We start from the raw sequence: 13,800 nt of genomic DNA, 5'->3' as shown, positions 1-13,800 counted from the left end.
ATTTTTGGCTACCACAACTTTGTTACAGCGCCATGCGGGCGAAGGCGAAACGATTGCTGAGGCTATCCGGGATTGTCTGGACTATGGCAAGGACCCGAAGAAAACAGAAAGCGGAAAGTATATCTCCGCTTATGAATGTGATCCGGCCACCGTGGCGGACGAGTTCCTTTTGGCAAAGGCCAGCTATGCCGCTATGACGGGCCGGGAACAGAAGAAAGAAAATAATGTGCTGTGCTATCAGATACGACAATCCTTCTATCCGGGCGAGATCACCCCGAAGGAGGCGAACCGTATCGGCTATGAGCTGGCTATGCGCTGGACAAAGGGGCGGCACGCTTTTATCGTTACCACGCACACCGATAAGCAGCACATCCATTGTCACATTTATTACAACTCCACCACCCTTGACTGCACCCGGAAATTCCGAAATTTTTGGGGCTCCAGCTTCGCCCTTCGGCGGCTCTCTGACAGGCTGTGCCTTGAAAACGGGCTATCCATCGTGGAGAACCCGAAGCCCCGGAGCAAGGGCAAGTATCGGAACTATGGAGAGTGGCAGAAAGACCGGAAAGGGCCGCTTTCCTATCAGGACAGGCTGCGCCTTGCCATTGATACTGCGTTGGCGGAACGCCCCGCTGATTTGGACGAATTTCTCAATTTGATGAAGCGGGCCGGGTATGAGGTCAAGACGGTTCGGGGCGGCGGTATCAGCTTCCGGCTGACCGGGCAGGGACAGGAACGCTTCACCCGTCTGCGTGCCTCCACGTTGGGGGACGGCTACGACTTGCAAGATGTTCTGTCCGCCATTGAGGGCAAAGAAAAACGCCCCGGGCGCTCGGAGCGGAAAATCAGTCTGGCGGTGGATATTCAAGCAAAGCTGGCTGCCGGTAAGGGGCCGGGATATGAACGCTGGGCGAAGGTATTTAACATTAAGCAGATGGCCGCCGCTCTTGCCTATATACAGGACAATAACCTGACCGATTATGAGCAGTTGGCGAAGAAAGCCACCGAGGCGGCAGACCGTTTCCATGTTATTTCCGAACAGGTCAAGCAGACGGAGCAGGCCATGAAAACCAATGCCGGGCTAAAGGCCGCAACGGTTCAGTATGCCAAAACCCGTCCAGTCTTTGAGCAGTATAAGGCGACGAAGTACAGCCGGAAATTCCTTGCGGAGCATGAGGCCGACCTTGAACTGTACCGGGCTGCACAAGCGGAAATGCGCTCTCTGCTGGGCGGGGCGAAGCTCCCCAAAATGGATGTGCTGAAGGAAGAAGGCCGTAAGCTCACAGCAAAGAAAAAACAGCTCTATGGAGAATATCAAAAGGCACGACGGGATATGCAGGAGATCGTCACGATCAAAGCGAACATTGACACTCTGATGGGCTACACCGAACCGGGAAGAAAGCAGGAAAAGGAGCGTTAAGGTTATGAAAACAAGGAGCAAAGCGACGCTGACACTTCGGGCCATGTTGGCCCGAAGATACGGGTTTGGGGCGAGCCCCAACAAGCCGCCTTTGTGCCACTTGTGGCCACAGAGGCATTGCTTGCCACTTAGCGGCAGCCCCTAAAATGGCGCAAAAAAACAGAGGCCCTTATTCTGGAACCTCCGTTTCTCTGGCTTTCTTAATACCCTCGGCTGTGGCTTCTATCACGACAAGCTCTTTTTCATTCATGGAGTTTAGCAGCACATCAATGTGTTTTCTGCAAGAGCTTGACCTTGCCCCTCCGTCCGCATGAATAAACTGGTCAACTGAAACGTCAAACATAGTAATGAGTTTAACAAAAAGGTCGAAACTGGGATACTGACCTTTGTTCTCAATATTCATAATGGTACGGGAGTCACGGTCTACTAATTCCGCAACATAGGCTTGTGTCCAGCCCTTTTCTTCTCTGGCTCGTTTGAGAGCCGCTCCGAGGCCGTGAAAGTCAAACCTTCTTTCATCTTGGTTCATTCTCATATCACCCTATATCATTCTACATTTCGGGTTGAATTATGAGAATGTAATGAGATTTTACATTAAGTATTATTTTATTTCGCATCCGTGTAGGCTCTAACTTGTATTATTCGAGGTAGAGAACTATAATATATCCTGTGGAGGTGCGAAATGGACTATATGACATTGAAAGAGGCTGCCGAAAAGTGGGGCGTGACACCTCGTAGGGTAAATTATTATTGTGCCGGAGGGCGTATCCTCGGCGCTGTGAAAATGGCCGGTGTTTGGCTGCTCCCTAAAACTGCGGAGAAGCCTATGGATGCTCGTACAAAAGACTTTCGGAAAATAGATAAATAATTGAAAAAGGATTGCTATATTTGCTGTTAGGAGGTGAGCATAATGAATGCAAAGATACTGATTGCTGACGATGAAAGCGATATTGTTTCTATGCTCGGCAGCTTTTTTGAAAGCAAGGGCTTTCGTGTCTTGCCTGCTTCCAATGGTGCAGAAGCACTAAAGCAAGTGGAAAAACAACCGGATATTATTTTGCTTGACATCAATATGCCCGGAACGGACGGGTTAGAGGTTTGCAAGCGTATCCGCGATCACATATCCTGCCCAATCCTTTTTCTGACTGCCCGAATCGAAGATACAGATAAGGTAAACGGCTTTGCTGTTGGCGGCGACGATTACATTGTGAAGCCCTTTTCACTTATGGAACTTGAAGCGCGGGTGTGCGCTCATCTGCGCCGGGAAGCGCGACACAACTTTGAAGCGCAAGTCAAGTTTTCCGGTGATTTGACGATTGACTATTCGGAACGTTGCTTGTTCTTTGGCGATAAGCGTGTCGGTCTTGCAAAAAAGGAATTTGATATTGTGGAACTGCTTTCTCAAAATCCGGGACAGGTCTTTGATAAAGAACGGATTTATGAGCGTATTTGGGGTTATGACAGCGAGGGCGACAGCAGCGTTGTGGCAGAGCATATCCGCAGGATACGAACAAAGATTGCGGCATATACAGACCGGGTATATATTGAAACAGTTTGGGGGTGCGGATATAAATGGTTAAAATAATGCGACCCGTACAAAATTTATCTCTGCGTAAAAGTCTTGTACTCTATATTGTTCTCTTTGTTATGTTCGCTCTTGCCCTATCAATTATGACTGCTTCTGTATGTGAAACTGTCGCCGATAAAATCAATGAAAAGTACCCTAATACTGGCGAAAAATACTACTTGACGAATGAACAGGGGGAACGTTTGGGAGAAGGAACTTATATTTATAAGGAGCTGCCTGTCTTGAACGAACAAGACGAACAATTGCTTGCTATATTAGATTTGTTGCCAACCGTTACACCCCCTATTTATTCTGCATTCTGTATCATAGCGGCTGCGCTATTGTTTTACAAAAATAAACTGAAAAAACCGCTTGCTGAACTGCGGGCGGCTTCTGAAAAAATAGCGAACAATGATTTGGACTTTTCAATCGACTATGACAGCAACGATGAATTGGGGCAGCTTTGCGCGTCCTTTGAAATCATGCGGACAACCCTTGCGGATAATTTCTCTAAAATGTGGCGGCAAGTTGAAGAAAGAAAAGCACTCAACGCCGCTTTTGCTCACGATTTGCGTACCCCTCTGACGGTACTAAAAGGCTATAATGAAATGCTGCAAGCCAGCGACAATTCCCAAACGAGGGAAACCGCCGCCACAATGGGAAAGCATATTTCCCGTATGGAAAACTATGTGAGCAGTATGAGCAATCTTAGGCGTATGGAAGATACGCAGCCGGATTACAAGTTGATTGACTTGCAACCGTTGGTATCTTCTTTATATGACAGCGCAAAAATCGTTTGTACGAAAAACGGAAAAGAGTTGATTTTACAAAATGACATCCCTATTTTGCAGCTATCTCTTGACAGTGCATTTATCTCACAGGTATGCAACAACTTGATTTCTAATGCTGTGCGGTATGCCCGTACTTTGGTAACAATATCTTTCGCCTTGCATGACAACGGTTTGCTGCTTTCCGTATCGGACGATGGGAATGGTTTTGATAAAGACAGCCTACAAAAAGCCGCAAATCCGTACTTCACAGGGGAAAGCAACCATTCCGAGCATTTCGGACTTGGGTTATATATTTGTAAGCTACTTTGTGAACACCATAACGGTTATCTGAGGATTGAAAATACCGAAGTGGGAGCAAAAGTTTCCGCCTTCTTCAAAACTCCTGTCTTGTAGATAAAAAATAGATATTTACCCGCTATACTCTCCATGAAAACACATGGAGAGTATTTTATTGCTCCCTATGGAGAAAGGAGCTTTTTTATGGAATTAAAGACAGTTGGACTGACAAAAAAGTTCGGTTCCAAAATCGCCGTAGACGATTTGAATATTACTCTGGCTAATGGTGTCTACGGCTTGCTGGGCGCAAATGGCGCAGGAAAAACAACGCTAATGCGGCTGCTTTGCAATATCCAAAATCCCACTTCCGGAAAAATACTGTTGAATGGGAAAAATGCTGTTGGGCTGGGTGAACGCTATCGAAGCCTCTTGGGCTACTTGCCCCAGCACTTCGGATATTACCCGGACTTTTCAGCGTTTGACTTCCTGCTATATGTTTCTGCCCTAAAAGGCTTGGACGAGAAGGCAGCGCGGAAGAAATCAAAAGAACTGCTGGAAGCGGTAGATTTATCAAAGGAAAGTAAGCACAAAATCAAAACTTTTTCGGGAGGCATGAAACAGCGTTTAGGGATTGCACAAGCCATGCTCAATGATCCCCGCATTTTGATTTTAGACGAGCCGACGGCGGGGCTTGACCCGAAAGAGCGCGTCCGTTTCCGCAATTTGATTAGTGCCTTTTCCAAAGACCGCATTGTAATCCTGTCTACGCATATTGTTTCCGATGTGGAGTTTATCGCGGAGGAAATCATTATGATGAAGTCCGGGCAAATCATTCATTTTGGAAATCCGCAGGAGATTACTTCTGAAATCAACGGTCAAGTATGGGAATGTACGGTTCCGACTGCCTATGCGGAAAAATACGCGGCTTCCTATAATACAAGCAATCTGCGGAATACCAGCGAAAACCAGACAATCCTGCGGATTGTTGGAGATCGTCCGCCGATGGAAAATGCAGTAAGGGTACAGCCTACTTTGGAAGATTTGTACCTGTTCTATTTCAAAGGAGGCTGTGAAGAATGAAAAAACTAATTTATTTTGAACTGCGGAAGATTTTTTCCAAGCGTTTATCTATGGTTACCCTTATCGGGATACTTCTATTCTCTGCTTTGCTTTCTTTTTCCACCTATCAAAACAAATACGCTTTTGACCAGAACGCCGGTGAAGGTTCCGGCAAAGCAGCAGTAGAAATCGACAAGGAAATCGCAGCAAAGTATGAAGGAATCCTGACCGATGAAAAAGTGCGACAAATGATGTCTGATTTTGCGCCGACATCAGATTTGCATGGGTTGAATGCGGCCTATATTTACCAAAACGCCATGCAATCCGCAGCCTTTTCACGATTTTCAGATCTGAACGGAAATTGGAACGGATTGAGTGTTTCCGATGTGTTCGGTAATGAAGAAATCAAAATTGGCTATGTAGATGGTTGGCTTTCAACAAGTAAAAACATGGTGCGGGTTTTTATCGCGCTTGCTCTTGCGGTTATCATCATGCTTGCTCCGATTTTCTCCGGCGAGTATGAAGGCGTTGACAATATCATATTGACAAGCAAATACGGAAAAACCAAATGTGCTACTGCAAAGGTAGTAGCTGGCATTCTCACCGCCATTCTCACCACTGCGCTGATAGTAGCTTTTAACTTATTTCTTGCGCGTGCTTTTTACGGAACGGAAGGATTGAATTGCAGTATTCTATTTGCTCCCAGCGAATATGTTGAAGCATTTATCCCTTTTAATATCACCTGTGGGACGCTGCTCAAATATCAAATCCTGTTGGCATTTACCTGTACCATCAGCGTTACAGGAATTACATTGTTGATGTCTGCAATCAGTAAAAATCAGATTGTAGCTTTGGTTGCGGCAATGGCAATTTTTCTGTTCCCGGTTTTGCTGCCGATCCCGGAAACAAATCCATTGTTCCGATTGGTCGGGCTTCTTCCTGTCTACCATGTTCTGGCTGTTTCGCTTCTATCGGTGGAACAAATGAGCAACGGTATGCTGTATGCGATATGGGCAATCCCAACGGCATTGATCTTTTTGGGAATTGGCGCTGGTTTTTCTCGCCATATATTTGCGAAGCACCAAGTTTCATAAATATGGAATAATCTGCCGCACGACGGCAAAAGAAAAAAAGCCGTCGTAAAGCAGACACATTCACACGCCCATGAAGCGGTGGCTTTGATTTTCAGAGCCGCCGTTTCTTTTCGTCTATCCTAAACCAACGACGACCTAACACCGTGTAAATCCACGGCGGCATATAGGAGGATTGCCGCCGTGTCTATTTTTGCCTTTTTTCATAGTACCCATGACCTACATCAGTTAAAAAAAGCATAGCTCCGCCTCCGGGTTATTCCGGCTATGTATGCGAAATTTGTTGGAACCTTAATTGTTATGTCATTTCATGCGTCCGTGTGGCTTCATGCCGCCCGGGCGCTTTTGTGTTCTTATGGGGCTGCTTCGGGTCATGTTGGCCCGAAGTCATTCCCCAGTGTCGCTCCCCGCCGCCTTCGTTTCGGTCACTCATCAACCAACAACCGAAACGGAGGTCAATATGACTATTATCAATTTGCGGGACTATTACCCATTCTATACATCGGATTGCTTCATGGAAGTATCGGAAGAAGTTGCAGAAATGTTCAAAGAGTTTGATCGTAAAGAGGCTGCCTACCGGCTGCGTACATACCGCCACAAAGCCTACTATTCCCTTGATCGGGATGACGGGCTGGAGCATGAAGCTGTCTTTGTTGCCTTATCTCCCCATGAACTGTATGAGCGGAAAGTGACCATGCAGGAACTTCACGCAGCGATTGCCAGTCTGCCGGACAAACAGGCAAAACGGATTTATGCTCATTTCATTCTCGGCATGACCAAACAGGACATTGCCCTGGCAGAGGGCGTCCATGAAAAAGTGGTTCGTGTCGCAATCGAGCGAGGTCTGCGGCGCTTAGAAAAAATTTTGAAAAATTCTTTGTAAGGCGTACCGATTTAGGCCGGAAAATGAAATGGCTTATGAGAGGCAAAACACTTCGGGTCACAATGGCCCGAGGTTCAGACAAGCCTCATGCAGATTGAAAATTGAATAAAAAGACACCCGGATACGAAGGGGAACGCGCTGTGTGACAGACCCGCCATGACCTCGGATTTCAAAGAATACAGTCTTTGTAAAACTGAGCGAGCGAACAGGTCCATGCCATAGGTGGGGCAAGGCTGGCTCCACCGGAACAGGCGCAGAACCCGGATACTTGCGTTTAGTCACAGTCCGAGCGTTGAAGCGGCCTTGCAAGCCGTGAGCCGTCGCAGGCAATGAGAACGCCTTGCCATCAGAATGGGGAGAGTTGAAATACTATGGGGCATGAAGCCTATGTCCGTCCGGTGTGTCTGAAATGAAGTGAAAACCTATGGGGAGCCCCCGGCAATGCTGTCTGATGATAGGCCAACCGATCCGGCGCGGCTCCCCATCTTTTCAAAAAAGGAGCACTTTATGGGAAATGCGTTTGGAATGATCCCCGGCTTGGAAACGGACGAATGGAGCAATGACGCCTGCCGCGGTTATGTCATTATGGCAATGGAGGACTGCGGATTTTCAAAGAAGGATATACGGCGTGTTGTGGGGCAGCTTTATGAAGTATTTGACCTCAACAGCGTGGAGGACGCCAAAGAAAAGTACCATTCCGGTCCTTACTGACCTCGGGCCACATCGACCCGAAGTGGAGAAAGCTCAAAGGGCGGCACCTGCTGGGTGCCGTCTTTTGACATTTCCCCACGGGACAAGTGGGAAAGGCTGGCATATACACGCACTTTCGCAAAGGAGGTTTTCAATGACGCAAGCTGTCACTTATGAACGAGAAACAAAGTCTGTCGCATTTCAAGGGAAGATCATTGTGCTGGAAAGCCTCACGCCGGTACTTCCCCCGAAGGAGAAAGAACAGCGCAAAAAAGAAATTGAGCGCTGTCTTTTTGAGGTGTTCAGCAAATATGGGGACAGATTTCCCTAATCATTCGCAACATTGTTGTCCGGGGCTGCTGATGGTATAATATAGTTGTAAGGTTGGTAGCTCCATTCCAACAAGGAAAGGAGCCCAATATGGAATTTATCAGAGAAGATTGTATTTACGCAAGACAGTCAGTAGACCGCAAGGACAGTATCAGCATTGAAAGTCAGATCGACTTTTGCAAGTATGAATTGAAAGGCGGGAGCTGCCGGGTATTTAAGGACAAAGGCTATTCCGGTAAGAATACGGACAGACCGGAGTTTCAAAAGCTGCTGGGCGAGATCCGCAAAGGAAAGGTCCGGCGGGTCATCGTGTACAAGCTGGACCGTATAAGCCGCTCTATTCTGGACTTTGCAACGATGATGGAGCTGTTTCAAGAGTACGATGTGGAGTTTGTATCCTCCACGGAAAAGTTTGATACTTCGACCCCGATGGGCCGGGCCATGCTGAATATCTGCATTGTATTCGCCCAGCTTGAACGTGAGACAATTCAGAAGCGTGTCACAGACGCCTACTATTCCCGGTGCCTGAAAGGCTTCCACATGAGCGGGCAGGCTCCATACGGTTATCAGTTAGAGCCTACTGTGGTAGAGGGTATCCGCACAAAGAAAATGGTTGCTGACCCCATAGCCGCCGACCATGTACGGCTGATGTTTGAAATGTACGCCGAACCGGAAACCTCCTTCGGAGATATTACCCGATACTTCGAGGAACATGATATAAAAATTTATGGCAAATCCATGTTCCGTACATTTCTTTCCCAGCTTTTAAGAAACCCCGTTTACGCACAGGCTGATTTGGATCTGTACGAATTTTTCAAGAGTCAGGGTGCAGCGATTGTCAATGACGCTTCTGACTTTGCCGGAACAAACGGCTGCTATCTCTATCAGGGACGGGATGTGAAGGAGGACAAGGACAGGTGCTTAAAAGACCAGATACTTGTTATCGCTCCTCATGAAGCACTCATTTCCTCTGACACATGGCTGAAATGTCGAAAAAAACTTATGGCAAATACCACCTTCCAGCAGGGACGAAAACCGAAGAACACTTGGCTGGCCGGAAAAATCAAGTGCGGTCATTGTGGGTATGCTCTGAAAGCCACCCATGTACCAAACAGCACCGGGTATTTCCGCTGTACCAAACGGACGGAAAATAAAGGCTGTCCGGGCTGCGGGAAAATCCGCAAAGAAGAATTTGAGCAATTCATTTTCTCGGCCATGCAGGAAAAGTTCAAAGATTTTCAGATACTCCACGGCAGGGAGGAAAAAGTCAATCCGAAACTGACAGCCTATCAAGTGGAACTGGCACAGGTGGAGGCAGAAATTGAAAAGCTGCTGGATACGCTGACCGGAGCCAATGCGACCTTGCTTGCCTACGCTAACAAAAAAATTGAAGAACTGGACACCCGACGCCAGACTATTTCAAAGGCAATCGCCGAATTGAGTGTTGAAACCATATCGCCCCAGCAGATAAAGAAGTTGTCCTATTATCTCGACAACTGGGACAGCATAGATTTTGACGACAAAAGAAAAGCCGCCGATGGTTTGATCTCTACGATCAAGGCCACCAGCGACCGTGTTCAGATAGAGTGGAAAATCTGACATTTCCGCTCTATCGCCCCTCATTTCTATTTTATCTTGTTTGTACCCCTTGTACACCGATGTTTTCATCTTTTTTTCTATATTTTTTTTCGGATAAACTCAAAGGTGCTGGGCAATTGTAACATAACCACAAAACAGTCCATTCCACTGCCAGAGTTTCTTCTACAGTAAGTTCAAAAAGTTCTTTTGTAATCATATTGGCATCTACGAGCTTATTCCGGTTAATATTAGATGAACCAATAAGTATGTGATAATTGCGATTAAAATTCTGATATATCCATTCAGGATTTCTATACTTAAACTGCTCATAACTCATACCCATTACAAATTTGTGTATATCAGGCAATCCAGCATTTTTTAGATACTCACTTCCAGAATGTTTGTTTTCGTATTCCCTATATAAGTTAACTCCTATTCCAACCATTTCCTCTGTCATTACATTTTTTCTATAATCATTTGCGTTTATAATGGAAAGATATGCCATATTAGGAATATCCCATGCAAGCAACATCACATTTCCAGTTCTATAATAAAATCCATATTGAAAATACTCCAAAGGAAAAGTCATAGAACATCCGAAAGTGGTTTCATCCCCATATATATGCTCTCTATATATTTCAACAGATTTTTGAGAAAAAAAATATATAAAATCTCTAGTTGAATACGTTTTTATAAATGCTTCAAAATCTTTCAAAGTTTCCTCCTTTGATTTGTGGCCTATTAAATTCTTTAATGCCATAAAAGTTTACCAAATGACCACTTAACATATTTTTCCTCCCGTTTACACTACAATACATCTCAGATTATTTATAATATATACGACTAAACTCGACAAAAATCACAATACTCCTACAGTAAATATATTAAATTTCTCCATTTTATTAATATTTCCTACTATATGTTCCACTGGAATAATTTAAAATTGAAGATTTAACAGACATATCATAAGAAATATTCTCCACAACAAAAACAATTCTTCTTTTTTCACATTCACATTTAATCCATCTTTCTATTTCTAAATTTTTAAGAAGCTCATCTACCAATTCCTTCTCAATGATTACAAGTTTACACTCATCAATCTGATGTATAGCCATATAATTATAAATCCACAATTCTACAACATCATAATATTTTTCTTCTAATTCATGTATTATATCCAGTTCATCATCAATCCAAGTCTTTAATTCAAATTTACCATTAGAAATTGCATTCAATGCACCTTTTGCTTCTACATAATTATACTCTCCACAATTATAGTATTCATACTGTAAAAATACTTCATATATTATTCTTACATCTTCTACAGACCTAGTTTCAATAGCACTATTTAATTTACTTACAGTTTCAAAAAAGTGCACTAATTCCATATATAAAGCAGCACCTTGATATCCTATATGTTTTGCCAAACTGTTATAATACATCTCCCATTGTGGAATCATTGGTAACGTAATTCCGTTCTTAGCATAATACTCTATATTCATAAACTTTTTTGAACTTTCTTCCATTCCTTCTTCTAAAAATGCAGCTTCTCTTATCCCTTCTCCACATGAAATCTTTTCTTCTCTTTTATATAAGAAAAAGCCTAATGATAACGCACCAACAAAACTTAAATAAGCTCCATAAAAAGATAAAAGATCAGCTTCTTTAAGGGTAGAAAGACATTGATTATCTTATCCACGTAAATGAAAATCATTAAAGTAGGTTGCTGTACGTTTCTTCAAAAATATCATTATATAAAAAAATATTTTCTGGATACCCAATAAATTGATAAAAGAATGATTCTGGGAAAAAATCTCGTGTATTAAGTATATTTCCAAACCTTCCTTCCATACCTTCTTCCGCTAACATTTCTTTAATGATTTTTATAGTATCTGAGTAAATATGTGTTGGCCGTAACTTTCCAACACACCTTTCTAATTGAAATTCAATTATTCTCGGCTTTCCTTTACTATTTGTATCATGCATCCACTTATTAAAACTTTTTGATTCAGACATTAATTCATGTATAGCATTTGTCGCAACTACTCCACACCATGCGTCACTTAATGTCTTATATTGTCTACTTTTTCGTTGAGCCTCAACAATATATGTAAACAATCTTGTCATTAAAATCAAATTTCTATGTGCATTTACTGGAATAAATGTTCCTAAAACCGAAATAGCCCCATTACGAATAAACATATCTGCTATGTTAACAGCCCCCATTCCTCTTGGACTAGAATGACACGCACTTAAAATCACTATCGGAGGTACATTGATATCCTCAGAAGCCATCCAAAATTCTTCGCCAACCATTATTCCAGCCATATTTTGTTTGATATTATAATATCCATGAGCTGAAATGTATAATATATCTGCGTCCTGATTGTTCTTAATAAATTCAAGTATACTTTCAACACTATAAGTTTGTTGATAGGTAACTGAGAAACCTTCATATTTTTTTTCCATGTCAATCAATGTACTACGCACAAAATCACTCATTAGATATACATATTTATTCTCATCATTATTGATAATGCATTCCGCTATAGCAACTTTACATTTTTTTCCTAAATAAACTTGGTTTTTTTTAAGTAATTCCAATTGCAATTGTCTAGTTAATGGGGTCAACGGTCTATAAGAAATACTTTTATAACATTGCAATGGAACTTCATCATTTTCTAAAATTGCTAATCCTATTGGAAAATCAGAAAATATAGTAATATCTTTTGCTCTTTTTAGAACTTCTATTTGAAAACTATTAAAACAACTACCAAGTAGCTTTCCTAAATCGCTAAATGTCTTCCAAACATATTTATTATTTGTTCCATTCTTACATCTTTGTTCAAGTTCTCCATATTTTTTATATAATTCTTCTTCTGCGCATGATAATTCCATTAAAATTCCACCACGTGCAATTGCTCTATGTACTCCCATTATCCTAATAGCTTGTTTTTCATTTTCAGATAATATACAGGCAGATAAGCCATACTTTTTTTGTGATTTAGGAATACCGGGGAAAGTTATCACAACACTAATATCAAATTTATACATTTGTTTAACAATCTCATCGTCATATACTTTATCATCCCAACAAGTTATACCTTTTTTTTTCATTGAAATCAAGGCGTTAAGATGCGATATGTTTTTCCATTGTATGTCAATACACTTTTTTTCTATCTCACTACAATTGAATATCTCAAACAGTAAATCATTTGCTTTTCCAAATTGTCGGCTAATATAAAGAGCCGGTAATGCTTTTAGTTTTTCTCCTTCTAACCTAAAGTGAATGTTAATATCCTTAACTTCCTCAAATTCAAAATCATTTGTTCTTTTTGACAGCCAAATTTTTTCCCACTGCTTTTTGATCAATTCTTGGCTTAACTCATGAGTATAGTATGTTCCTAGCAATGGTTTTCTTTTCTCACAGTTGTTTTTTATATCTTTACTGCAATCTTCAGTTAAAATGAACATAGTGGGAGCAATATTATCTATCTTCAAATTAACAAGTACATAATCTGGAACAAGAACAATTTGATGCGGTGTATCATATGATGATGCCATAAATTCTTCATCTAAATCATATACATCAAATTCATTTCTAGGCAAATGCATTATATACTCTATTGCACCTAATGTTCCATTCAAATCATCATCTAACAGATGCATCGTCCCATTAGTATTCTTTTTTACCGATTCTAAATTTCTAAACAAAACTATAGGTCCACTAAAACCATTTTCATTACTTTTGAACACTATAAAATATGTAAAATAATATTCCATTTATATTCCCTCATTTCTACACTACAAAGTATACGGTAAATAGCTAGTACCGTGTACCTCTAAAAAGATTCATAACATACAAGAAAAAGGACTTTAGGGGACAGTCCATCAAGAACCGCCCCCTAATAATCAATGCGCCAGATAATTAAAACTTTCGATGCCCAATCAAAGTTTCAATAACTTTGATTATCTAAATTTCAGAAAATTTACATTTTATTTTTCTTTCTATTATGTTTCAATGTATCATTCATCAAACGTTCTTTTAACTCTTTTGGCACAGTTTTTCCAGTTCCAAGTAATACAACCGCTTTTCTTCTATCTTGTCTCTCCGT

General features: G+C 42.1%; 14 protein-coding genes. 10 read left to right on the top strand and 4 right to left on the bottom strand.

Annotation, left to right across the window (positions count from 1 at the left end; translation table 11 throughout):
• Positions 1-4 precede the first annotated feature (4 nt).
• Positions 5-1,420, top strand: coding sequence for a relaxase/mobilization nuclease domain-containing protein (locus I2D69_RS14415; protein ID WP_195380121.1), 1,416 nt, complete (start codon positions 5-7; stop codon positions 1,418-1,420).
• Positions 1,421-1,589: 169 nt separating this feature from the next.
• Here the strand turns inward: I2D69_RS14415 and I2D69_RS14410 are convergent, their stop codons facing one another.
• Complete coding sequence (locus I2D69_RS14410; RefSeq protein ID WP_004064252.1) at positions 1,590-1,955, bottom strand: helix-turn-helix transcriptional regulator; 366 nt, start codon at positions 1,953-1,955, stop codon at positions 1,590-1,592.
• 147 nt (positions 1,956-2,102) lie between these two features.
• Between I2D69_RS14410 and I2D69_RS14405 the strand changes: the two genes are divergently transcribed.
• The 9 genes from I2D69_RS14405 (at position 2,103) to I2D69_RS14365 (ending at position 9,706) form a co-directional block, all read left to right on the top strand.
• Positions 2,103-2,288, top strand: coding sequence for a helix-turn-helix domain-containing protein (locus tag I2D69_RS14405; protein ID WP_050005652.1), 186 nt, complete (start codon positions 2,103-2,105; stop codon positions 2,286-2,288).
• A 42-nt stretch (positions 2,289-2,330) separates the two neighbouring features.
• The gene (locus I2D69_RS14400; protein ID WP_021651273.1) at positions 2,331-3,005 is read left to right on the top strand and encodes a response regulator transcription factor; all 675 of its coding nucleotides are present in this window, start codon (positions 2,331-2,333) and stop codon (positions 3,003-3,005) included.
• A complete protein-coding gene (locus tag I2D69_RS14395; protein ID WP_044961421.1) occupies positions 2,993-4,171 on the top strand; it encodes a HAMP domain-containing sensor histidine kinase in 1,179 nt (392 codons plus the stop codon). Before I2D69_RS14400 ends, I2D69_RS14395 begins: the two co-directional genes overlap by 13 nt.
• Before the next feature lie 87 nt (positions 4,172-4,258).
• A complete protein-coding gene (locus I2D69_RS14390) occupies positions 4,259-5,134 on the top strand; it encodes an ABC transporter ATP-binding protein (protein WP_044961423.1) in 876 nt (291 codons plus the stop codon).
• Positions 5,131-6,207, top strand: coding sequence for a hypothetical protein (locus I2D69_RS14385; protein WP_021651276.1), 1,077 nt, complete (start codon positions 5,131-5,133; stop codon positions 6,205-6,207). The genes I2D69_RS14390 and I2D69_RS14385 overlap by 4 nt, the downstream gene beginning before the upstream one ends.
• A 457-nt stretch (positions 6,208-6,664) precedes the next feature.
• Positions 6,665-7,087, top strand: coding sequence for a sigma-70 family RNA polymerase sigma factor (locus I2D69_RS14380; RefSeq protein ID WP_195380120.1), 423 nt, complete (start codon positions 6,665-6,667; stop codon positions 7,085-7,087).
• 507 nt (positions 7,088-7,594) lie between these two features.
• Positions 7,595-7,798 (top strand): hypothetical protein, encoded by a 204-nt coding sequence (locus tag I2D69_RS14375; protein ID WP_242853486.1) that lies wholly within the window; start codon positions 7,595-7,597, stop codon positions 7,796-7,798.
• A gap of 133 nt (positions 7,799-7,931) precedes the next feature.
• The gene (locus tag I2D69_RS14370; RefSeq protein WP_167541534.1) at positions 7,932-8,108 is read left to right on the top strand and encodes a hypothetical protein; all 177 of its coding nucleotides are present in this window, start codon (positions 7,932-7,934) and stop codon (positions 8,106-8,108) included.
• Positions 8,109-8,197: 89 nt separating this feature from the next.
• Complete coding sequence (locus I2D69_RS14365) at positions 8,198-9,706, top strand: recombinase family protein (RefSeq protein ID WP_050005656.1); 1,509 nt, start codon at positions 8,198-8,200, stop codon at positions 9,704-9,706.
• A gap of 31 nt (positions 9,707-9,737) precedes the next feature.
• Here I2D69_RS14365 and I2D69_RS14360 read toward each other — a convergent pair whose 3' ends face one another.
• The 3 genes from I2D69_RS14360 to I2D69_RS14350 all read right to left on the bottom strand — a co-directional run bounded on the left by I2D69_RS14360 (position 9,738) and on the right by I2D69_RS14350 (position 13,468).
• Positions 9,738-10,400, bottom strand: coding sequence for a hypothetical protein (locus I2D69_RS14360; RefSeq protein ID WP_195380119.1), 663 nt, complete (start codon positions 10,398-10,400; stop codon positions 9,738-9,740).
• A 187-nt stretch (positions 10,401-10,587) separates the two neighbouring features.
• Positions 10,588-11,211, bottom strand: a complete 624-nt coding sequence (locus tag I2D69_RS14355; protein WP_195380118.1) for a hypothetical protein — start codon at positions 11,209-11,211, stop codon at positions 10,588-10,590.
• A gap of 187 nt (positions 11,212-11,398) precedes the next feature.
• Positions 11,399-13,468 (bottom strand): CHAT domain-containing protein, encoded by a 2,070-nt coding sequence (locus tag I2D69_RS14350; protein ID WP_195380117.1) that lies wholly within the window; start codon positions 13,466-13,468, stop codon positions 11,399-11,401.
• Positions 13,469-13,800 lie beyond the last annotated feature (332 nt).

Origin of the sequence: Ruminococcus sp. D54t1_190329_F1, from assembly GCF_015551645.1 — a bacterium.
Lineage (GTDB): Bacteria > Bacillota > Clostridia > Lachnospirales > Lachnospiraceae > Blautia_A > Blautia_A faecis.
The sequence above is the reverse complement of the archived record's forward strand: the minus strand, read 5'-3'. Positions and strand labels throughout refer to the sequence as shown.